This window comes from Streptomyces sp. NPDC044719, from assembly GCF_056433405.1.
Genome location: NZ_JBWKHE010000005.1, coordinates 260,212 through 281,201, shown reverse-complemented (window position 1 = coordinate 281,201; position 20,990 = coordinate 260,212). Strand labels below are relative to the sequence as shown.

The 20,990-nt window shown below is 71.5% G+C and carries 18 protein-coding genes; 11 read left to right on the top strand and 7 right to left on the bottom strand.

The features are described from left to right. Positions 1–128 precede the first annotated feature (128 nt). Positions 129–617 carry a PaaI family thioesterase gene (locus AC07DF_RS21465; protein WP_478973486.1) on the bottom strand — a complete coding sequence of 163 codons (489 nt, stop codon included), beginning with the start codon at positions 615–617 and terminating at the stop codon, positions 129–131. A 57-nt stretch (positions 618–674) separates the two neighbouring features. Beyond that, complete coding sequence (locus AC07DF_RS21460; protein WP_478973483.1) at positions 675–2,957, bottom strand: FdhF/YdeP family oxidoreductase; 2,283 nt, start codon at positions 2,955–2,957, stop codon at positions 675–677. Between the two features lie 157 nt (positions 2,958–3,114). Here AC07DF_RS21460 and polA point away from each other — a divergent pair, with 157 nt between their 5' ends. Both polA and AC07DF_RS21450 read left to right on the top strand, forming a co-directional pair. After that, positions 3,115–5,841: a DNA polymerase I gene (gene polA, locus AC07DF_RS21455; protein ID WP_478973480.1), complete on the top strand. Its 2,727-nt coding sequence runs from the start codon at positions 3,115–3,117 to the stop codon at positions 5,839–5,841. Positions 5,842–6,112: 271 nt separating this feature from the next. Continuing rightward, on the top strand, positions 6,113–6,739 hold the full coding sequence (locus AC07DF_RS21450) for a hypothetical protein (protein WP_478973477.1): 627 nt from the start codon (positions 6,113–6,115) through the stop codon (positions 6,737–6,739). Here AC07DF_RS21450 and AC07DF_RS21445 read toward each other — a convergent pair. Then, positions 6,657–7,514, bottom strand: coding sequence for a DUF4184 family protein (locus AC07DF_RS21445; protein WP_478973474.1), 858 nt, complete (start codon positions 7,512–7,514; stop codon positions 6,657–6,659). The genes AC07DF_RS21450 and AC07DF_RS21445 overlap by 83 nt on opposite strands. Positions 7,515–7,829: 315 nt before the next feature. On the opposite strand from AC07DF_RS21445, the gene AC07DF_RS21440 reads away from it, so the two are divergent. The 3 genes from AC07DF_RS21440 (at position 7,830) to pgfA (ending at position 10,895) form a co-directional block, all read left to right on the top strand. Beyond that, entirely contained in the window at positions 7,830–9,584 is a 1,755-nt protein-coding gene (locus AC07DF_RS21440; RefSeq protein WP_478973471.1) for a lytic transglycosylase domain-containing protein, read from the top strand. A 158-nt stretch (positions 9,585–9,742) separates the two neighbouring features. After that, positions 9,743–9,877 carry an SPW_0924 family protein gene (locus AC07DF_RS21435; protein ID WP_478973468.1) on the top strand — a complete coding sequence of 45 codons (135 nt, stop codon included), beginning with the start codon at positions 9,743–9,745 and terminating at the stop codon, positions 9,875–9,877. Between the two features lie 25 nt (positions 9,878–9,902). After that, positions 9,903–10,895 carry a cell envelope lipid trafficking protein PgfA gene (gene pgfA / locus AC07DF_RS21430; protein ID WP_478973464.1) on the top strand — a complete coding sequence of 331 codons (993 nt, stop codon included), beginning with the start codon at positions 9,903–9,905 and terminating at the stop codon, positions 10,893–10,895. On the opposite strand, the gene hrpB is transcribed toward pgfA, so the two are convergent. Both hrpB and AC07DF_RS21420 read right to left on the bottom strand, forming a co-directional pair. Next, on the bottom strand, positions 10,885–13,437 hold the full coding sequence (gene hrpB, locus AC07DF_RS21425; protein WP_478973462.1) for an ATP-dependent helicase HrpB: 2,553 nt from the start codon (positions 13,435–13,437) through the stop codon (positions 10,885–10,887). The two genes, pgfA and hrpB, sit on opposite strands and share 11 nt — an antisense overlap. A 4-nt stretch (positions 13,438–13,441) precedes the next feature. After that, positions 13,442–14,302 carry a class I SAM-dependent methyltransferase gene (locus AC07DF_RS21420; protein ID WP_478973459.1) on the bottom strand — a complete coding sequence of 287 codons (861 nt, stop codon included), beginning with the start codon at positions 14,300–14,302 and terminating at the stop codon, positions 13,442–13,444. 314 nt (positions 14,303–14,616) lie between these two features. On the opposite strand from AC07DF_RS21420, the gene rpsA reads away from it, so the two are divergent. The 4 genes from rpsA (at position 14,617) to AC07DF_RS21400 (ending at position 18,523) form a co-directional block, all read left to right on the top strand. Then, positions 14,617–16,119, top strand: a complete 1,503-nt coding sequence (rpsA, locus tag AC07DF_RS21415) for a 30S ribosomal protein S1 (protein WP_478973456.1) — start codon at positions 14,617–14,619, stop codon at positions 16,117–16,119. 232 nt (positions 16,120–16,351) lie between these two features. Then, a complete protein-coding gene (locus AC07DF_RS21410) occupies positions 16,352–17,290 on the top strand; it encodes a PAC2 family protein (protein WP_478973453.1) in 939 nt (312 codons plus the stop codon). Positions 17,291–17,453: 163 nt separating this feature from the next. Further along, a complete protein-coding gene (coaE, locus tag AC07DF_RS21405; RefSeq protein ID WP_478973450.1) occupies positions 17,454–18,092 on the top strand; it encodes a dephospho-CoA kinase in 639 nt (212 codons plus the stop codon). A gap of 50 nt (positions 18,093–18,142) precedes the next feature. Continuing rightward, positions 18,143–18,523: a tetratricopeptide repeat protein gene (locus AC07DF_RS21400; protein ID WP_478973447.1), complete on the top strand. Its 381-nt coding sequence runs from the start codon at positions 18,143–18,145 to the stop codon at positions 18,521–18,523. Positions 18,524–18,586: 63 nt separating this feature from the next. Here the strand turns inward: AC07DF_RS21400 and AC07DF_RS21395 are convergent, their stop codons facing one another. Then, positions 18,587–18,850: a DUF6343 family protein gene (locus tag AC07DF_RS21395; RefSeq protein WP_478973444.1), complete on the bottom strand. Its 264-nt coding sequence runs from the start codon at positions 18,848–18,850 to the stop codon at positions 18,587–18,589. Positions 18,851–19,032: 182 nt separating this feature from the next. On the opposite strand from AC07DF_RS21395, the gene AC07DF_RS21390 reads away from it, so the two are divergent. Beyond that, positions 19,033–19,713 (top strand): class I SAM-dependent methyltransferase, encoded by a 681-nt coding sequence (locus AC07DF_RS21390; RefSeq protein WP_478973441.1) that lies wholly within the window; start codon positions 19,033–19,035, stop codon positions 19,711–19,713. A gap of 119 nt (positions 19,714–19,832) precedes the next feature. Continuing rightward, positions 19,833–20,312, top strand: coding sequence for a DoxX family protein (locus tag AC07DF_RS21385; RefSeq protein WP_478973438.1), 480 nt, complete (start codon positions 19,833–19,835; stop codon positions 20,310–20,312). Between the two features lie 147 nt (positions 20,313–20,459). On the opposite strand, the gene AC07DF_RS21380 is transcribed toward AC07DF_RS21385, so the two are convergent. Beyond that, complete coding sequence (locus AC07DF_RS21380) at positions 20,460–20,978, bottom strand: RNA-binding S4 domain-containing protein (protein WP_478973435.1); 519 nt, start codon at positions 20,976–20,978, stop codon at positions 20,460–20,462. Positions 20,979–20,990 lie beyond the last annotated feature (12 nt).

Sequence of the window (20,990 nt, the reverse complement as noted above, 5' to 3'; positions counted from 1 at the left end):
GGCTGAACCGGAACGTGACTGCTTTCCGGGGAAGTTGAGGGGTCCGGTTGTGTGTCTACGCGCGGACGCCGCCGCGTGGGTGTTCCCTCGCGGCGGCGTCGGGCCGAAACGTGTCTGCGGGTGGTGGATCAGTGCGCGGCGGGGATCAGTGCCTCGTCGCCCGGGTTCACGTCGCGCAGCATGCAGGTGAGCCGGGCGGTGCACACCCTTTTGTCGCTTTCGTCCGTGATGACGATTTCATAGGTGGCGGTCGAGCGTCCCCGGTGCACGGGCGTGGCCACGCCGGTGACGAGGCCGGAGCGGGCCCCGCGGTGGTGCGTGCAGTTCAGGTCGACGCCGACGGCGATCTTGGAGCTGCCGCCGTGCAGCATGGACCCGACCGAGCCGAGCGTCTCGGCCAGCACCGCGGAGGCCCCGCCGTGCAGCAGTCCGTAGGGCTGGGTGTTGCCCTCCACCGGCATCGTCCCGACGACCCGGTCCGCCGAGGCCTCGAGGATCTGGACGCCCATCCGGGTCCCGAGGTGGCCCGCGGAGAACAGGGCCAGGAGGTCCACGCCGAGCGCGGCGTACTCGTCGATGACCTCTTGCGGGAACTTCACATGCTGCTGCTCACCCATGGGGCCGGGCTCCGTTCGTCCTGGTCACTGCGGCTGCCTCTGTGACTGAGCAAACGCTCAGTCGGTGGCCGATTGTTCCAGACGCACCACGACGGACTTGCTGGCCGGGGTGTTGCTGGTGTCCGCGGTGGCGTCCAGCGGCACCAGCACGTTGGTCTCCGGGTAGTACGCGGCGGCACAGCCCCGGGCCGTCGGATAGTGCACGACCCGGAAGCCCGGAGCCCGGCGCTCCACACCGTCCTTCCACTCACTGACCAGGTCGACGTAGGAGCCGTCCGCCAGCCTCAGACTCCGCGCGTCCTCGGGGTTGACCAGCACCACTCGGCGGCCGTTCCTGATGCCCCGGTAGCGGTCGTCGAGGCCGTAGATCGTGGTGTTGTACTGGTCGTGCGAGCGCAGCGTCTGGAGCAGCAGACGGCCCTCGGGCAGCTCCGGGAACTCCACGGGCGCGGCGGTGAAGTTGGCCTTGCCGGTGGCGGTGGTGAAGCGGCGCTCGTCACGCGGGGCGTGGGGGAGGGCGAAGCCGCCGGCGGACCCCGTCACGCGCGCGTTGAAGTCCTCGAAGCCGGGGATCACGCGGGCGATCCGGTCCCGGATCGTCGCGTAGTCCTTCTCGAACTCCTCCCAGGGCGTGGGGCTGTTCTCGCCCAGCACAGCGCGGGCCAGGCGGCAGACGATGGCCGGCTCGGACAGCAGGTGCGCGCTCGCGGGCTCCAGCCGGCCGCGGGAGGCGTGCACCATGCCCATCGAGTCCTCGACGGTCACGAACTGCTCGCCGCTGCCCTGCAGATCGCGTTCGGTACGGCCGAGCGTCGGGAGGATCAGGGCACGCGCGCCCGTGATCACGTGCGAGCGGTTCAGCTTCGTCGACACGTGCACGGTCAGCCGGGCCCGCCGCATCGCCGCCTCGGTGACCTCCGTGTCGGGGGACGCCGAGACGAAGTTGCCGCCCATGGCGAAGAAGACCTTCGCCTCGCCGTCGCGCAGGGCGCGGATGGCCCGTACGACGTCGTAGCCGTGCTCGCGCGGAGGCGCGAAGCCGAACTCCTTCTCCAGGGCGTCCAGGAACGCCGGGGCGGGGCGCTCGAAGATGCCCATCGTGCGGTCGCCCTGCACGTTCGAGTGGCCGCGCACCGGGCAGACGCCCGCGCCGGGGCGGCCGATGTTGCCGCGCAGGAGGAGGAAGTTGACCACTTCCCTGATCGTGGGGACCGAGTGCTTGTGCTGGGTGAGGCCCATGGCCCAGCAGACGATGGTGCGCTCGGAGGCGAGGACCATCCGCAGGGCGTCCTCGATCTCCTCCTGCGTCAGACCGGTGGCCTTGAGCGTCTCGTCCCAGTCGGCGGCGCGGGCGGCCTCGGCGAACTCCTCGTAGCCGTGGGTGTGCTCCCGGACGAACGCCTCGTCGACCGCGCCCTCCCTCTCGAGGATCAGCTTGTTGAGGAGGCGGAAGAGGGCCTGGTCTCCGCCGATGCGGATCTGGAGGAACAGGTCGGTGAGGGAGGCGCCCTTGAGCATGCCCTGCGGGGTCTGCGGGTTCTTGAAGCGCTCCAGGCCCGCCTCGGGCAGCGGGTTGACGCTGATGATCTTCGCGCCGTTGGCCTTGGCCTGCTCCAGCGCGGACAGCATGCGCGGGTGGTTCGTCCCCGGGTTCTGGCCGGCGACGATGATCAGGTCGGCCTTGTACAGGTCCTCCAGCAGGACGCTGCCCTTGCCGATGCCGATCGTCTCCGAAAGGGCCGAGCCGGATGACTCGTGGCACATGTTCGAGCAGTCGGGGAGGTTGTTCGTGCCGAGCTCGCGGGCGAACAGCTGGTACAGGAACGCGGCCTCGTTGCTGGTGCGCCCGGAGGTGTAGAAGACGGCCTCGTCCGGGGAGGCGAGGGCGGCGACCTCCTCGGCGATGATGCCGAAGGCGCGCTCCCAGGTGACCGGCTCGTAGTGCGTGCCCCCTTCCGGGAGGTACATGGGGTGGGTGAGGCGCCCCTGCTGTCCCAGCCAGTAGCCGCTGCGGCCGGCGAGATCGGCGACCGGGTGCGCGGCGAAGAACTCGGGCGTGACCCGGCGCAGCGTCGCCTCCTCGGCGACCGCCTTCGCGCCGTTCTCGCAGAACTCCGCCTTGTGCCGGTGCTCCGGCTCGGGCCAGGCGCAGCCCGGGCAGTCGAAGCCGTCTCTCTGGTTCACGCTCAGCAGCGTCAGCGCGGTGCGCTTCACGCCCATCTGCTGCTGGGCCATGCGCAGCGTGTGCCCGATCGCGGGGAGACCCGCTGCCGCGTGCTTCGGCCCGGCGACCTGCGGCGCGTCCTGAACCGGATCACTCTTGGGCGGCTTCGTGGCCATCGCACGCTCCCCTTCCACTGCGCTGTGAGCTACCTCTCCGATCCTCGCACGCGGTGGTGACATCGGGTGAGGGCGGGCTGGGGGCGAGGGTCCGTCCCCGAGCCCGCGCGGTCGGGGGCGGGGCCGAGTGTCAGTGGGGCGTGGCAGGATCGGGGGCGTGGCAGAGACAGCATCGAAGACGACCGACAAGACCTCCGGCGGCAGCCGTCCGCGACTGATGCTCATGGACGGGCACTCGCTGGCCTACCGCGCGTTCTTCGCGCTGCCCGCGGAGAACTTCACCACCGCGACGGGCCAGCCGACGAACGCGATCTACGGCTTCGCGTCGATGCTGGCCAACACGCTGCGCGACGAGGAGCCCACGCACTTCGCGGTCGCCTTCGACGTCTCCCGCAAGACCTGGCGGTCCCAGGAGTTCACGGAGTACAAGGCGAACCGCTCCAAGACCCCGGACGAGTTCAAGGGCCAGGTCGAGCTGATCGGCGAGCTCCTCGACGCGATGGGCGCCGCCCGTTTCGCGGTGGACGGCTTCGAGGCGGACGACGTCATCGCCACCCTCGCCACCCAGGCCGAGGCCGAGGGCTTCGAGGTGCTGATCGTCACCGGCGACCGTGACTCCTTCCAGCTGGTCAGCGAGCACACCACGGTGCTGTACCCGACCAAGGGCGTCTCCGAGCTCACCCGCTTCACCCCGGAGAAGGTGTTCGAGAAGTACGGGTTGACGCCCGCGCAGTACCCCGACTTCGCGGCCCTGCGCGGCGACCCCTCCGACAACCTCCCCGGCATCCCCGGCGTCGGCGAGAAGACCGCCGCGAAGTGGATCAACCAGTTCGGCTCCTTCGCCGACCTCGTGGAGCGCGTCGAGGAGGTCAAGGGCAAGGCCGGCCAGAACCTCCGCGACCACCTGGAAGCGGTCAAGCTCAACCGCCGGCTGACCGAACTGGAGCGCCGGGTGGAGCTCCCCAAGGGCGTCGCCGACCTGGAGCGGGCCGCCTACGACCGCAAGGCCGTCGCGGTGGTCCTGGACACCCTGGAGATCCGCAACCCCTCGCTGCGCGAGCGGCTCTTCGCCGTCGACCCCGGCGCCGAGGAGGCCGAGACCACCCCGGTCAGCACGGAGGGCGTGCAGCTGGACGGCAAGGTGCTGGGCACCGGCGAGCTGACCGGCTGGCTCACCGAGCACGCCACCCAGCCCCTCGGTATCGCCACGGTCGACACCTGGGCGCTCGGCACCGGCTCGGTCGCCGAGGTCGCCCTCGCCGCGCCCGGCGGTCCGGCCGCCTGGTTCGACCCCTCCCAGCTGGACGAGGCCGACGAGACGGCCTTCGCGGCCTGGCTCGCCGACGCCGGCCGGCCCAAGATTTTCCACAACGCCAAGGGCGCCATGCGGGTCTTCGCCGAGCACGGCTGGAGCGTCGAGGGCGTCACCATGGACACCGCGCTCGCCGCCTATCTGGTCAAGCCGGGCCGTCGCTCCTTCGACCTGGACGCGCTGTCCCTGGAGTACCTGCACCGCGAGCTGACCCCCGCCGCCGCTGCCGACGGCCAGCTCGCCTTCGGCGCGGACGAGGGGGCCGAGGCCGAGGCCCTGATGATCCAGGCCCGCGCCGTCCTCGACCTGGGCCAGGCCTTCGAGGGCCGCCTTGAGGAGGTCGGCGCCGCCGATCTCCTGCGCGACGTGGAGCTGCCCACGTCCGCGCTGCTCGCCCGCATGGAGCGGCACGGCATCGCGGCCGACCGGGCCCATCTGGAGGCCATGGAGCAGATGTTCGCCGGCGCCGTCCAGCAGGCGGTGAAGGAGGCGCACGCGGCGGCCGGGCACGAGTTCAACCTGGGCTCGCCCAAGCAGCTCCAGGAGGTCCTCTTCGGCGAGCTGGCCCTGCCCAAGACGAAGCGGACGAAGACCGGCTACACCACGGACGCCGACGCCCTCGCCTGGCTCGCCGGCCAGACGGACAACGAGCTGCCGGTGATCATGCTCCGCCACCGCGAGCAGGCCAAGCTCCGCGTCACGGTCGAGGGCCTGATCAAGACGATCGCCGCGGACGGCCGGATCCACACCACCTTCAACCAGACGGTCGCCGCCACCGGACGGCTGTCCTCGACGGACCCGAACCTGCAGAACATCCCGGTCCGCACCGACGAGGGCCGCGCCATCCGCCGCGGCTTCGTGGTCGGCGAGGGCTTCGAGTCCCTGATGACGGCCGACTACAGCCAGATCGAGCTGCGCGTGATGGCCCACCTCTCCGAGGACGAAGGCCTGATCGAGGCCTTCACCTCGGGCGAGGACCTGCACACCACCGCCGCTTCCCAGGTCTTCGCGGTCGAGCCGACCGCGGTGGACGCCGAGATGCGCCGCAAGATCAAGGCCATGTCGTACGGCCTGGCCTACGGACTGTCCGCCTTCGGCCTCTCCCAGCAGCTGAACATCGAGGCGGCGGAGGCCCGCGCCCTGATGGACGCGTACTTCGAGCGGTTCGGCGGCGTACGGGACTATCTGCGCCGCGCGGTCGACGAGGCCCGGGCGACGGGCTACACGGCGACGCTCTTCGGACGCCGCCGCTACCTCCCCGACCTCAACAGCGACAACCGCCAGCGTCGTGAGGCGGCGGAGCGGATGGCCCTCAACGCGCCCATCCAGGGCACGGCGGCCGACATCGTGAAGATCGCCATGCTCAAGGTGGGCGACGCGCTGAAGGAGGCCGGACTGGAGTCCCGGATGCTGCTCCAGGTGCACGACGAAGTGGTGCTGGAGATCGCCCCGGGCGAGCGCGCGGCAGCCGAGGAACTCGTCCGCCGCGAGATGGCGAACGCCGTCCACCTCCGCGTACCGCTGGGCGTCTCGGTGGGCGCGGGCGCGGACTGGGAGTCGGCGGCGCACTAGGTGCTGCGCTGCTTGGGCCGGGCTGGGCCGGGAGCAGCGGCGGGGTGGTGCTTCGGGACCGGGGCTCGTCGGGTGGCCGAAGGGAGCCGCCACGGCTCCGTCCCGGCTCCGCCGAGGTACCGGCTCTGGCCCGGTCCCATCCTGGCCGCGAGCCCATCCGGGCACCCGCCCCACCTGGGCCCGGCCCGCCCCGGGCCCACCCCCACCAAAGCATCACTCGCGTGGCCCCCGAGAAAGCGCCCCCGCCCCGGGCGGTCGCAAGGATGCGGGCATGGGTATACGCACGCTCCTCAGCCGCCCGGCACCAGGCGTGGCACTCCCGCCGGCCTCGGCCTTCGCGGTCGACGCCAGCACGCTCCGCGTCCCCGTCCCTGTCACCGCGGCCCTGCGCCACGCGACGGCGGACCTCCGGCAGCGACTGGTCCGCGGGCAGCGGCCGACCGATCCCGCGGGCGCCGGTTCCGGGCCCGCCGCCCCTGGTCCCACTGGCGACCTCTCGACGGTCACCGACCTGCGGACCGACACTGGCCTCGACTGCGTCGGCGACCTGCCCGCCGTGCCCGGCCTCACCGGCCGCACCCCCACCACCGCCCCGCACGCTGGCAGCGCCGCCCGCCCCGGTAGCGCCGATCGTCCCGGCAACCCCGCTTCCTCCGGCACTCGCAGAGCCCCCGGCACTCCCAAGGCCCCCGCCAGGACCTCACGCCCCTGGGCCGACCGGGCCCGTGGCTACCTGATCCTCGTCCTCACCCTGCTCCCACGGCCGCGCCCCGCGCACACCACCATCACGGTGTACATCGCGACCACCGAGCCCCTCAGCGAGCGGCTGGACGGCTCGGCGCCGTATCGCCGACAGGGTCAGAACCGCCGGGGCCCGGAACCGGGCGCCGCGCCCTGACCACCACGGCGTACAGCAGCAGCGCCGGGACGAGCCCCGCCCCCGCGCCGAAGCACACCGTCGGAATGATCTCCCACGGCTGCGCGGCCGACCCCCAGTAGGCCCACCACCGCGCCGCCCGCTGCACCGCCCCCACCAGAGCGAAGCCGCCGATCACGGCACCGGCCGCCCAGCGGTCCCGTGCCGCCAGCACCGGGATCCCCACCGGCTCGCGCAACGGCGCCCGCCGCAGCGCGCGCACCACGAACACGGCGATCACCACCGCGGCCACCGCCGAACCGCCGTACTGCAGGTACCAGTACAGCGGCGAGCCGGCCACCTCACGGCCCAGCACGGGAAACAGCCGCATCCCCCACCGGTCGAGGTGCGTGAAGGCGTCCCACACGACGTGCGTCAGCGCGCCGAGCACCGCCGACACGTACCACCGCACCACCAGGGAGGGCGTCACACGCGCGCGTGGCGCCCCGCATCGCACCAGGGCCGCCACCCGCCCCTGCCGTGCCCGCGGCAGCAGCGCCACCAGCGGCTCGCGCATCAGCAGCCAGAGCGCCACCAGCGCCCAGGCGATGAGCACATCGACCGTGAACACCCCCGGGAACGAGTGCGTGACGTCACCGAACTCCATCGCCCCGGACAGTGCGCTCGCCGCGTAGTAGGTCATGTCGGGTGCGAAGGAACCCGCTACGAGGACGGCGGGCACCAGCGTGCCCCGGCCGGACCCGTCGGTGCGTACGGCGGGCAGTACGGCTGCCGCGTGGCTCAGCGTGAACGGCAACTCTGCTCCTGGTGACGGTCGTTGTCCGGCGATCGGACCGCCCAGTATGCGGGATGCCGAACACCGGCCGCCCGTCACGCTCGCCACATGACCAACCGGTGAAAACCGGGCACGAACGGGTGCCCGAGCAAAGCAAGTTGCCGTAGGGTCGCCAGGGTCACCGTGCCGGGGCGAGAGACATGCCAGTCGGAGGGCAACCACTCGGGCCGGTCGATCGTCACAACAGCAGCGAACGCAACAGAAAAGCGCGAACGCAACAGAAGTGCGCGACAGGCAGAGACGGGCGCTGGGGCGTCCACGGGAGGGGTTCACTCTATGGCGGCGCAATTCGGCAGGAGGCTGCGCAAGGGGGCGGCAACCACCGCCGTGGCCGCGGTAGCGGTCGCGGCGCTGTCCGCCTCCCAGGCTCCGGGCGTGAACGACCACGGCAGACAGACCGCGGCCGACGCCACGCCCTCACCCGACGCGAGTGCTTCCGACGGCAGCGCCACCGGCAACTCGCCGTACTACACGGACCTGCCGCCGCTCAAGAGCCCGAACCCGTCCCCGAGCACCGGCACCGGCCCCGCGGCCCCCGGCGCCACCGAGGCGGGCATCCCCGCGACCGTCCTCGACGCCTACAAGAAGGCCGAGACCGCGCTGAACGAGGCCAAGCCGGGTTGCAACCTGCCCTGGCAACTCCTCGCCGCCATCGGCAAGGTGGAGTCGGGCCAGGCCCGCGGCGGCCGCGTCGCCGCTGACGGCACGACCCTCTCGCCCATCCTCGGCCCGCAGCTCGACGGCAACGGCTTCGCCCTCATCAGGGACACCGACGACGGCGCCTACGACGGCAACAGCTCCTACGACCAGGCCGTCGGGCCCATGCAGTTCATCCCGTCCACCTGGGCGTGGGCGGGCCGCGACGGCAACGCCGACGGCAAGAAGGACCCCAACAACATCTACGACGCGGCACTCGCCGCCGGGCACTACCTGTGCCGCTTCGACTGGGACCTGTCCGACCAGGACGACCTCGACCGGGCGATCCTCAGCTACAACAACTCGCGGGAGTACCTGAACCTGGTCATGCGCTGGGTGGAGTACTACCGCAAGGGCACGCACGAGATCCCCGACGGCACCGGCACGCTGCCGGGCAACCGCAGCGACGGTGGGGCCGGGGCGAGCCCTTCGCCCTCCTCGCCGACCACCCCGAACACGCCGAACACGCCGAACACGCCGTCTCCGGGCGGCTCGAAGCCCAAGCCCAGCCCCAAGCCCGAGAGCCCCGGCGGCGGCTCGACGACCCCGAAGCCGCCCACCGACCCCGGCGGCACCCCGACCACGCCCCCCTCGGCGCCTCCCACGAACACCGACACGGTGGACCACCTCGAGGACGCCGGCACCGCGAAGCTCACCGCCATGGCCGGCGACGCGTTCACCAAGCGGATCAGCACCCGCGCCGAGACCAAGGCCGGCAAGGCCGTCGGCAAGGTCAGGGTCCGCTTCACGATCATCGGCGACACGGACACCACCTTCACGGGCGGCGAGAGTGTGGCCACAGTCGCCACCAACAGCTCGGGCGTGGCCGTCGCACCCGCCCTGCAGGCGGGGGAGAAGACGGGCAAGGTCACCGTCCGCGCCACCGTCGTGGGCCGCACGGTCGCCGGCCTCGACTACACCGCCACCGTCACCGAACGCGCCGCCGACGCCCTCGCTCGCACCGGTGACGCCGCGCTGACCTGCGTCCCCGGCGGCGAGTTCGCCAACCAGGTCGAGGTGAAGGCCACGTACAAGGGGGCCGTCGCCGACGGCGTCGCGGCCACCGCCACACTGATCAAGTCGGCGGACGACCCGACCGCCGCCGACAAGGGCCCCTACTTCAAGGACGCCGACGGCAAGGCCGTCCGCACCCTGAAGGCGCTGAAGACGGACGCGAAGGGCCTGCTGAAGTTGCCGAAGCTGTACGCGGACGACACCACCGGCACGTTCCTGCTCCGTATCACCACCGCGGGCGGAGCGACGCTCACCCTCGAACTGACCGTGGCGGCGGCCGAGACGTCCTCGCCGAGCCCGTCCACGAGCCCCAGCGCGTAGTTCTCAGGTAGTCGCATAGTTCTCAGGTAGTACGGACGACGCCCCTCCTTGAAGGAGGGGCGTCGTTGTGTGTGCAACGTGTTCTCATCTCCGCCGCGCGTTGCTACGGTGCCGAGAAACCTGACGGTGTATCAGATCAATCCGTGGGGAGGCCCCGTATGCGCACTCTTGTCGCCGCCGCCACCGGTCTCGCCGTCGCCTTCGCCGTGGTCCTGACGCTGACCGCCCTCGGCTCCGCCTCGGGCGGTACGTCCCCGAAGCCACTGCTGACGACGGTGCCCGCACACCCCTGACCGCCCGCCCGGGACGGAGGCCGAGATGCGCCGCAAGGCCGCACTGATCCTGCTCGCCCTCGCCGTGTTCTTCGCGGCACTGTCCCCGCTGCTGCGCTGGTACGCCTTCCCGCGCCTGGCCAAGGTCCCCGCGAACCAGTACCAGGACATGGTCCTGGAGGCTCGCGACGCCACCCTCCTCGACTACGGCACCATGCGGGCGAAGAAGGTCCCCAAGGTCACCATCGTGCAGACCCTCAAGGGCAACGTGGAGGCCTCCGAGAGGATCGAGGAGTCGGCGGGCCGGGATGTCGTCGTCTGGGACGGCCTGTCCTACGTCGTCGGCCCCGACGGCCAGATGGTGTCCAAGATCCCCGAGCGCTACATCTTCGACGCCCACACCCAGGAACCCGTCCACGCCACCGGCGAGTCCGTCGACGGCGACCCGGTCCGCCGCGAGGGCATCGAGTTCAAATGGCCGTTCCTCACGGAGAAACGGGCCTACCAGTACTTCGACGCCCAGGCCCGCGTCACCGCCCCCATCCACTACCAGGACACCCGGAACTTCCGCGGCCTGGAGGTCTACTACTTCGAGCAGACCATCCCCTGGACCAAGGTGAAGATCCCCAAGACGCTGCCCGTCAAGGGCCTCACCCCCGATTCGGTCGCCCAGACCGGCACGACCCGCTGGTACACCACGGTCCGCAAATTCTGGGTCGAACCCCTCACCGGCGCCCCCGTGTACGGCGAGGAGATCCACAAGGAGGAACTGCGCGGCGGCGCCCTCCTCGGCGACCGCGACAAGGTCACCGCGTTCGCCGGCCACGTGAAGATGCGCGAGGACTACATCACGCACACCGTCGACCTGGTGAAGTCCCAGCGTCTGCTCATCCTGCTGATGACGTCCTACCTGCCGTGGGGCTCGCTCACCCTCGGCGTCCTCCTGCTGGCCCTCGCGCTGTACCTGGAGGCCCGCGGCCGCCGCCCCTCCGGCCCGGCCCCGGCAGCGGCGCAGGAGCCGTCACAGGTCAGCGCCTGAGCCGGGCGTTGGTGTACCGGGTCGGCTCGGCACCCGCCGGGTCCTCGGGCCACGGATGCTTCGGATACCGCCCGCGCAACTCCGCCCGTACACCCTTGTAGCCGTCCCGCCAGAACGAGGCGAGGTCGGCGGTGACGGCGGCCGGCCGCCCGGCCGGGGACAGCAGATGCACGAGCAGCGGCACCCCGGCGACCCGGGGCGACTCCTGTAGCCCGAACATCTCCTGCAACTTCACCGCGAGCACTGGCTGCTCGGGCCGGGAGTAGTCGATGCGGACCTTCGACCCGCTCGGCACGGCCATCCGCTCCGGGGCGAGCTCGTCGAGCCGCCCGGCCTCCCCGGAGGCCCAGGGCAGCAGCCGGGCGAGCGCCTGCCCGGCATCGATCCGCGCCAGATCGGCCCGCCGCCGCGCCCGGCTCAGCTCCGGCTCCAGCCACTCCTCCACGCGCGCGTGGAGCGCGTCGTCGCAGACATCGGGCCAGGGCTCACCGAGGTGCAGCCGCAGAAAGGCGAGCCGCTGTCGCAGGACACCGGCATCCGCCGGCCACCGCAGCAGCCCGAGCCCTTCCCGGCGCAGCCCGTCCAGCAGCGCATCGCGCACGAGCCCGGGACCGGCGTCCTTCAGCGACCGCGCAGCCAACTCCACGGCCCCCAGCCGCTCCACCCGCCGCGCCACGACGTCCCCACCGTCCCAGCACACCTCGTCCCGCTCGTCCAGCAGCGCCCCGGCGGCGAGCCGGGCGATCCCCTCGTCGACCACGGCGCCCGACTGCACCCGCGCGTGCCCCTTGCCGACGGGCCGGTCCGCCACGGCGACGGCGACCCAGCCGGTCCCTCGCAGCCCGCTGCCCTCCCCGATCTCGGCCCGGGTCCCGGACACCATGAGACACGACCCACCGTCGACCCTGGCAACGCGCTCGGGATAGGCGAGAGCGGCAACGAGCCCGACCTGCCGGTCCTCCGACGCGCCCGCCCACCCCTCGGCCTCCGTCTTCGCCTCTGCCTCTGGAGGGCAGTTACGGCCGGGTGGGTGGGAAATCTCAGAGCCGACGGCCCGCAGTCGCCGAACCTCGCGACGCCACCGCGTGGCATAGGCGTCACCCTCACGCCGAGCACGACGCAACGCACCCGCCAGATCATCGCCGTACTCCCGAGGCACCTCCTCACTCAGCAAGGCGACCACCTCCGAAGCCCGGTCGATCCCCACGAACGGCACGGAGTCGAGCAACGCCCGCCCCAGCCGCGGATGCAGCCCCAGCCGCGACAGGGCAACTCCCCGCTCAGTCGCCCGCCCGACGGAGTCGACGGCGCCGACAACGCCCAGCACATCCCGTGCCGCCGCCATACCCCCGGCGGGCGGCGCATCCAGCAACGCCAGCCCCGACGCGTCAGGATCCCCCCAGCACGCCACCTGAAGCGCGAACGCCGTCAGGTCGGCCACCTTGATCTCCGGAGACGGAAAACGCGGCAGACGCGCATCCTCGGCCTCCGCCCAGCAGCGGTACACCGCCCCCGGTGCCTCACGCCCGGCCCGCCCCGCCCGCTGTCGTCCGGCCGCCTGCGACGCCCGTACCGTCGTCAGCGCGCTCAACCCGCGCGCGTGGTCGACCCGCGGCTCGCGCGCCAGCCCCGAGTCCACGACGACCCGCACACCCGGCACCGTCAACGACGACTCCGCAACGGACGTGGCCAGCACGACCCGCCGCCGTTCACCCGGGGCGAGCACCGCGTCCTGCACGACGGCCGGCGCCCGCCCGTGCACCTGCAGCACATCGACGTCCCCGAGACCGCCGAGCTGCCCGGCCACCCGGGCGATCTCGCCCACGCCCGGCAGAAAACACAGCACGTCCCCGTCCCGCTCTGCCAGGGCCCGCCGCACCACCGACGCCACATGCGCCAGCAGCGCCGGATCGACACGCATCCCGTGCGGCGGCCGGACGGGCCGCACCGGCGGCGCCCACACCACCTCCACCGGATGAGCCGTTCCGTGGGCCTCCACCACCGGCGCGTCGCCCAGCAGCGCGGCCCACCCCCGCGCGTCGGTCGTCGCCGAGGCGGCCACCAGCCGCAGCTCGGGCCGCAGGGTCTGCCGCACGTCCCACAGGAACGCCGCCGCCGTGTCCGCGTCCAGATGACGCTCGTGGCACTCGTCGAGCACCACCACGTCGGCACCGGTCAGCTCCTGGTCCCGCTGCAACCGCTGCACCAGCACACCGGTCGTGACGACCTCCACGCGCGTGTGCCGCCCGACGGCCCGTTCCCCGCGCACGGTGTAGCCGACGCTCCCGCCGGGCCTCTCGCCCAGCAGCCACGCCATCCGCCGCGCCGCCGCCCGGGCCGCGATCCGCCGCGGCTCGGCCACGATCACCCGCCGCTCGGGACCCTGGCCGAGCAGCCCCGCGAGCGCCAGCGGCACCAGCGTCGTCTTGCCGGTGCCGGGCGGCGCCACGAGGACGGCGGTGCCGTGCCCCTCCAGGGCGTCACCGAGGGCGGGCAGGGCACCACGTACGGGCAGGGCGTCCAGGGCGTCGTAGCGGATCACGCACTCAATCCCGTACGCACACGAAGATCGCCGTCCCCGGGATCAGGTTCCCGCGCAGCGGCGACCACCCGCCCCACTCGGACGTGTTCCAGGCCGGCCACTCCGGCTCCACCAGGTCCACCAGGCGGAAGCCCGACGCCGCGACGTCCCGGACCCGGTCGCCCAGCGTCCGGTGGTGCTCGACGTAGACCGCGCGTCCGTCCTCGTCCTGCTCGACGTAGGGCGTGCGGTCGAAGTACGAACCCGACACCGACAGCCCCTCCGGCCCCGGCTCGTCCGGGAACGCCCAGCGGATCGGATGCGTCACCGAGAAGACGAGCCGGCCACCGGGCCGCAGCACCCGGCGCACCTCCCGCAGGACCAGACGCGGGTCGGCCACGAAGGGCAGCGCCCCGTACGCCGAGCAGACCAGATCGAACGAGCCGTCCGCGAACGGCAGCGCACCGGCGTCGGCACACACCAGGGGGAAGGGCCCGCCGATGCGCAGCGCGTGCTGCAGCTGCCGGTGCGAGATGTCCAGGGCGACCGGCCGGGCACCCTGGCCGGCCAGCCAGCGCGAGCACTGCGCCGCGCCCGCGCCGATCTCCAGGACGTCCTTGCCCTTCAGCTCCTCCGGCGGGCCGAGCAGCTCGGCCTCCACCTCGTCGAGGCCCTCGGGCCCCCACACGAACCGGTCGTCGCCGAGGAACGTGCCGTGCTCGACCTGGTACTCGTCCGCGTTACGGTCCCACCAGCCACGATTGGCGCGGGAGCTCTCCGTGACCCCGGCGGCACGCCGGGTCGCCTCGGGTTCGGACGCTTCGGGCTCTTGGATGATCGGCTCCCTCGTCGTACTCTTCCGTCCAGCCCGCTCCGGTGGCTTCACGAGGGGTCCCGTACGGCCCGCGTGGCCTCGGAAGACTGAACTTGTGCCGGTTATGCGGCGATCCACCCCTGGTGGGCGGCTTCGCGCATTGACCCTGCCCGGCTGCCCCCGTATGCTACAAGTTGCGCTGCGGGCCTGCGCACCTCAGACGTAGCAGGCTGCGCTCGCATCTGTATGTATGTCCCCTCGGTTGTCGAGGCGCCACCAGTTGTTCGGTGTGGCGCTTCCTAGGCTGTCCGGCTTCTGCAGAGCGAAACGGGCTCCGGCGTAGCAGTACCTACGACTTCAATGTCCGTACCGGAGCCCTTTCCCACATGACGAGCAGCACCGAGACCACCGCAACGACCCCGCAGGTTGCGGTCAACGACATCGGTAACGAGGAAGCCTTCCTCGCCGCGATCGACGAGACGATCAAGTACTTCAACGACGGCGACATCGTCGACGGCGTCATCGTGAAGGTCGACCGGGACGAGGTCCTGCTCGACATCGGTTACAAGACCGAAGGCGTTATCCCGAGCCGCGAGCTCTCGATCAAGCACGACGTCGACCCCAACGAGGTCGTCGCCGTCGGTGACGAGATCGAAGCCCTTGTTCTCCAGAAGGAGGACAAGGAAGGCCGCCTGATCCTCTCGAAGAAGCGCGCCCAGTACGAGCGTGCCTGGGGCACCATCGAGAAGATCAAGGAAGAGGACGGGATCGTCACCGGTACCGTCATCGAGGTCGTCAAGGGTGGTCTCATCCTCGACATCGGCCTCCGTGGCTTCCTCCCGGCCTCCCTGGTCGAGATGCGCCGCGTCCGCGACCTCCAGCCCTACGTGGGCAAGGAGCTCGAGGCCAAGATCATCGAGCTGGACAAGAACCGCAACAACGTGGTCCTGTCCCGCCGTGCCTGGCTGGAGCAGACGCAGTCCGAGGTCCGCCAGACGTTCCTCACGACCCTCCAGAAGGGTCAGGTCCGTTCCGGCGTCGTCTCCTCGATCGTCAACTTCGGTGCCTTCGTGGACCTGGGTGGCGTCGACGGTCTGGTCCACGTCTCCGAGCTCTCCTGGAAGCACATCGACCACCCCTCCGAGGTTGTCGAGGTCGGCCAGGAAGTCACCGTCGAGGTTCTCGACGTCGACATGGACCGCGAGCGTGTCTCCCTGTCGCTGAAGGCGACCCAGGAAGACCCGTGGCAGCAGTTCGCCCGTACCCACCAGATCGGCCAGGTCGTGCCCGGCAAGGTCACGAAGCTGGTTCCGTTCGGTGCGTTCGTCCGCGTGGACGAGGGCATCGAGGGTCTGGTCCACATCTCCGAGCTGGCCGAGCGCCACGTGGAGATCCCGGAGCAGGTCGTCCAGGTCAACGACGAGATCTTCGTCAAGGTCATCGACATCGACCTCGAGCGTCGCCGCATCAGCCTCTCGCTGAAGCAGGCCAACGAGGCCTTCGGTGCCGACCCGTCCACGGTCGAGTTCGACCCGACCCTGTACGGCATGGCCGCGTCCTACGACGACCAGGGCAACTACATCTACCCCGAGGGCTTCGACCCCGAGACCAACGACTGGCTCGAGGGCTACGAGACCCAGCGCGAGGCGTGGGAGGGCCAGTACGCCGAGGCGCAGCAGCGCTTCGAGCAGCACCAGGCCCAGGTCATCAAGTCCCGCGAGGCCGACGCCGCTGCCGCGGCCGAGGGCGGCGACACCGCGGGTGCGGCTCCGGCCGCCTCCGGTGGTGGCGGTTCGTACTCCTCCGAGGGCCCGGACAACTCCGGCGCGCTGGCTTCGGACGAGGCGCTTGCCGCGCTTCGCGAGAAGCTGGCCGGTGGGCAGAGCTGAACGCCCACTGAGCTGTAGCTCCTGACTGAGGGCCCGCACCTTTCGAGGTGCGGGCCCTCAGTGTTTCCCGGGTCGTCCTTCGGGTGCGGGCCGGTGGGGGCTTGCCGCGCGGTTCCCCGCGCCCCTCAAGCAGGGTGCTGACCCGGCCGCCAAGATCAATGTTTCCCTCCTCCGGGAATGCCCACGGGCGTAAGGGCGTTGTGGAGTATGAACACGAGGAGGAGCGGTCACTGTGCTTGATCCGCAGGGTTTGTACGCATGGGAGCCGAAGGGGCTGGCTGTCGTCGACATGGCGCTCGCCCAGGAGTCGGCCGGTCTTGTCATGCTCTACCACTTCGACGGATACATCGACGCGGGGGAGGCGGGCGACCAGATCGTCGACCGGCTGCTCGACTCGCTGCCCCACCAGGTCGTCGCCCGCTTCGACCACGACCGGCTCGTGGACTACCGAGCCCGCCGCCCGCTGCTGACGTTCAAGCGCGACCGCTGGAGCGACTACGAGGACCCCGCCATCGAGGTGCGGCTCGTGCAGGACGCCACCGGAGCGCCGTTCCTGCTGCTGTCCGGCCCGGAGCCGGACGTGGAGTGGGAGCGGTTCGCCGCGGCCGTGAAGCAGATCGTGGAGCGGCTCGGCGTGCGTCTGTCGGTGAACTTCCACGGCATCCCCATGGGCGTCCCGCACACCCGGCCCGTCGGCCTCACCCCGCACGGCAACCGCACCGACCTGGTCCCGGGCCACCGCAGCCCGTTCGAGGAGGCGCAGGTGCCCGGCAGCGCCGAGTCCCTCATCGAATACCGCCTGCTCCAGGCCGGGCACGACGTCCTCGGGGTCGCCGCCCATGTCCCGCACTACATCGCCCGCTCCCCGTACCCGGACGCGGCCCTGACGGTCCTGGAGGCCATCACGGCGGCGACCGGACTGGTGCTGCCCGGTATCGCCCACGCCCTGCGATCCGACGCCCACCGCACCCAGACGGAGATCGACCGGCAGATCCGCGAGGGTGACGACGACCTCACCGCGCTCGTCGAGGGCCTCGAGCATCAGTACGACGCCGTCGCGGGTGCCGAGACGCGCGGCAACATGCTCGCCGAGCCGGTGGACATTCCGTCGGCCGACGAGATCGGCAAGGAGTTTGAAAAGTTCCTGGCGGAACGAGAAGGCGACAACTGACCAGGCAGGGCGCGCCCCGAAAGGGGCGCGGGGAACCGCGCGACAAGCCCCCTCCGGCCCGCACTCCCCGTACGGCCCGCGCCGGTCGTCCCTCCGGCCCGCACCGCCCCTCCGATCCGCACCGCCCGTACGGCCCCCGAGCGGACCGTCTAGGCTGCGAGGCATGCTGAAGGTGGGCCTGACCGGCGGCATCGGCGCCGGCAAGAGTGAGGTGTCACGGCTGCTCGTCGCATGCGGCGCCGTGCTGATCGACGCGGACCGCATCGCGCGGGAGGTCGTCGCTCCGGGAACACCGGGGCTCGCCTCGGTCGTGGAGGCCTTCGGCGAGCAGGTGCTCGCCTCCGACGGCAGTCTCGACCGTCCCAAGCTGGGCTCCATCGTCTTCGCCGACGCGGAAAGGCTCGCCACCCTCAACTCGATCGTGCACCCCCTGGTGGGTGCCCGCTCCCGTGAGCTGGAGGAGGCCGCCGCCGAGGACGCGGTCGTCGTCCACGACATCCCGCTCCTCACCGAGAACGGCCTCGCACCGCTGTACGACCTCGTCATCGTCGTCGACGCGACCCCCGAGACCCAACTCGACCGGCTCGTAAGGCTGCGCGGCATGACCGAAGAGGACGCACGCGCGCGGATGGCCGCCCAGGCGACGCGCGAGCAGCGCCGGGAGATCGCGGACGTCGTCATCGACAACGACGTCCCGCTGGAGGAACTGGAGCGCCGCGTGAAGGACGTGTGGGCCGAGCTGGCGCGCAGGTCCCACGCGTCCCGGCCGGACCCTCAGGGCCGGCCCGCCCCTCAGGAATAGCGGCACCCCGAGGGGGCGTTGAACCTTTCCAGTGAGGGAAGGACTCTGCCGTGCCCGAGACCAGCGGTTCCACCGGACGTACCCCGGAGACGCACGTCATCGACTTCCGCGCCGCCGAGCAACTGCTCGCCGCGCGGGATCCGCGGGGCGCGGTGAAGCTGCTCGACAAAGTCATCGCCGCGCACCCGGAGAACACCGCCGCGCGACTGCTGCGCGCCCGGGCCTTCTTCGCGGCGGCGCAGTTGCGGCCGGCCGAGCTCGAGTTCTCGATCGTCCTGGAGCGCGAGCCGGACAACGCGTTCGCGCACTTCGCGCTCGCCCGCACCTATGAGCGGCAGAACCGGCCCGACCAGGCAAAACGCCATTTCCGTCTGGCGGCCGCGCTGGACCCGAACCCGCAGTTCCAGAAGGCCGCGCGCTTCGAGTCGTGAGCGGGCCGTTCCGGCCCGTCCCGCCCGCCTCGTCTGTCTCGCGCCTCGTCTGTCTCGTCGGCCTCAGGGGTGGTCCTCGGGAGGCCGGTAGGGCGGGATGTCGGGGCCCGGCTGCCAGTGCGGGCCCTGGCGGATGCGCCTGAGGACGACGGCCAGGTCGATCGTGACGATCAGCAGCAGCACACCACAGGCGATGGCCCAGCCGGGCCGCCCGGCGAGCGTGAACGCGACCGTCCCGAAGAGTGCCCAGGCCAGCCCCCACACACTCAGCCAGAAGCGCGCCCGCAGGGCACTGCGCGCGGTCGCCGGTTCACTGCCTGTACGCATCGCGATCTCCACTCCTGCTTGCAACGTACTCTCCGCCGCGGATACGGACCACCAAGGGAGCCGGTGCCCGCGCGGGCCGACCTCGGGCCCCTGGAGGACAAACGTTCACCCGGTCGGGTGAAGGCGGCCGGTAGAGGAACTGGCGTGCGGGCGTGGCCCGTTGGACCGGCATGGAGATGAAAATGCGTGAGGGGTACGAGGGGACGGGACCCGGGGCCATCACCCCGGACGGCTGCGCGGTGGAGCTCTACTCGCGACTGCCCGTCGGGGACGAACCGGACATCATCGCCGCGGCGGTGCCCGAGGGTGCGCGCATCCTGGAGCTGGGCAGCGGGGTCGGGCGGATGACCCATGGACTGCTGGAGCGCGGGTTCACGGTCACGGCGGTCGACGAGTCCGCCGAGATGCTGGAGCGCGTGCGCGGGGCGCGGACGATATGCAGCCCGATCGAGGATCTGGACCTGGGTGAGACCTTCGACGTGGTGCTGCTCGCCTCGTTCCTCGTGCACGCGGGGGACGTGGAGGTGCGGCGGGGCCTGCTGCGCACCTGTGTACGCCATGTCGCGGAGGGCGGCTGCGTGCTGATCCAGCGGGAGGGCGCGGACTATCACACGAATCTGCCGCGCGAGCGCGTGGACCCCAGCGGCTTCACCGTGCGGATCGTGTCGGCGGAGCCGGTCGGAGACGGCGTCAACTCGGTGCGCGCGGAGTACGAGTTCCCGGACGCGGTCTGGACACAGACGTTCCGGGCACGACCGCTGACCAAGGAGCAGTTCGAGGAGGCGCTGGAGGAGGCGGGCCTGAAGGTGGACCGGTACCTGACGGACGATGGGATATGGGTGAAGGCGGTGCGGGTGGCCTGAGGGCCGGTGTGTGTGCGAGGGGCGAGGCGCAGAAGTTCCGCTGGGCGGCGATGAGTTCCAGGGCGAGTGGCGGTCTACCTCTTCGACACCACCACGGACCGCTTTCACAGGAGACCTTCATGTCCGAGACCACCGCTCCCGTCACCACCGCTCCCGTCACCGCCTCCGCCTCCGCCTCAGCCGGCGTCGTCGTCGCCGAGTCCGCCACCGCTCGCGGACGGCGGGCCCGGATCGCCCTGCGCGGCCTCCAGGTGCTGCTCGCCCTCTTCTACGCGATCCCGAGCGCCCTGCCCAAGCTGATCGCGCACCCGTCCGCCGCCGAGTCCTTCGAGAAGCTCGGCTGGGGCAGCGCGGGGATGTACACCATCGGCGCGCTCGAACTGGCCGGAGCGGTCGCCCTGTTGATCCCGGTGCTCCAGTCGGTGGCGGCGGTGGCGCTGAGCGCGTTGATGGTGGGCGCGTTCGTCGTGCAGGTGGCCGTGTTCGACGGGCAGTACGCGGCGACGCCGCTCATCCTGATCGTGCCGCTCGCCCTCATCGCGTGGGCGCGGCGCGGGCACAACGCGGATCTGCTGCGACTGCTGCGGCGACGGGCGTGACCGGGTGGCACCGGGTCGAGTGCGATGCCGGCGGCGTCCGGGAGGGCCGAGGGGCTCGGCCCGGGCGTCGCTGTCGTGTGCTGTGGCTTGTCTGTCCGTCGTACCGTCGTGAGCGTCTCTGTCCGTCGTACCGTCGTGACCGTCTACTCACGGCGTGGGTTTGGCGATGTCGCCGCCAAGACCGTCGCCGGGGCCCGGCAGTCCACGCAGGCGTTCCATTTCGCGGCGGTCCCGCTTTGTCGGCCGGCCCGCGCCGCGGTCGCGGATGCCGGCCGGGGCGACGGCCTCGCGGGGCGGGGGCGGAGGGGAGTTGTCGATGAAGCACTGGGCGGCCACGGGGGCGCCGACTCGCTTGCGGATCAGCCGCGTGACGACGACCACTCGCTCCCGGCCGTCGTGCCGCAGGCGTACCTCGTCGCCGACGCGCACGGCGTGCGCGGGCTTCACGCGGTCGCCGTTGACGCGGACGTGCCCGCCGCGGCAGGCGGTGGCTCCCATGGAACGGGTCTTGACGAGACGTACGGACCAGATCCAGCTGTCGACGCGGACGGTCTCGCCGCTCTGCGGCCCGGCCGCGTCGGCGGCGGCGATCGCCTCGGCGATCTTGGGGTCGAGAGTCTTCGCCTCTCCGTTGCCGGAGTTGTTCGCCGCACCTTGTGAAGCCATGTCCCCGACCTT

What these genes read in the sequence shown, in the direction of transcription:
- AC07DF_RS21465 (WP_478973486.1), bottom strand. Translation starts at nt 617, where the DNA reads ATGGGTGAGCAGCAGCATGTGAAGTTCCCGCAAGAGGTCATCGACGAG.
- AC07DF_RS21460 (WP_478973483.1), bottom strand. Translation starts at nt 2,957, where the DNA reads ATGGCCACGAAGCCGCCCAAGAGTGATCCGGTTCAGGACGCGCCGCAG.
- AC07DF_RS21450 (WP_478973477.1), top strand. Translation starts at nt 6,113, where the DNA reads ATGGGTATACGCACGCTCCTCAGCCGCCCGGCACCAGGCGTGGCACTC.
- AC07DF_RS21440 (WP_478973471.1), top strand. Translation starts at nt 7,830, where the DNA reads ATGGCGGCGCAATTCGGCAGGAGGCTGCGCAAGGGGGCGGCAACCACC.
- AC07DF_RS21435 (WP_478973468.1), top strand. Translation starts at nt 9,743, where the DNA reads ATGCGCACTCTTGTCGCCGCCGCCACCGGTCTCGCCGTCGCCTTCGCC.
- pgfA (WP_478973464.1), top strand. Translation starts at nt 9,903, where the DNA reads ATGCGCCGCAAGGCCGCACTGATCCTGCTCGCCCTCGCCGTGTTCTTC.
- rpsA (WP_478973456.1), top strand. Translation starts at nt 14,617, where the DNA reads ATGACGAGCAGCACCGAGACCACCGCAACGACCCCGCAGGTTGCGGTC.
- coaE (WP_478973450.1), top strand. Translation starts at nt 17,454, where the DNA reads ATGCTGAAGGTGGGCCTGACCGGCGGCATCGGCGCCGGCAAGAGTGAG.
- AC07DF_RS21395 (WP_478973444.1), bottom strand. Translation starts at nt 18,850, where the DNA reads ATGCGTACAGGCAGTGAACCGGCGACCGCGCGCAGTGCCCTGCGGGCG.
- AC07DF_RS21390 (WP_478973441.1), top strand. Translation starts at nt 19,033, where the DNA reads ATGCGTGAGGGGTACGAGGGGACGGGACCCGGGGCCATCACCCCGGAC.
- AC07DF_RS21385 (WP_478973438.1), top strand. Translation starts at nt 19,833, where the DNA reads ATGTCCGAGACCACCGCTCCCGTCACCACCGCTCCCGTCACCGCCTCC.
- AC07DF_RS21380 (WP_478973435.1), bottom strand. Translation starts at nt 20,978, where the DNA reads ATGGCTTCACAAGGTGCGGCGAACAACTCCGGCAACGGAGAGGCGAAG.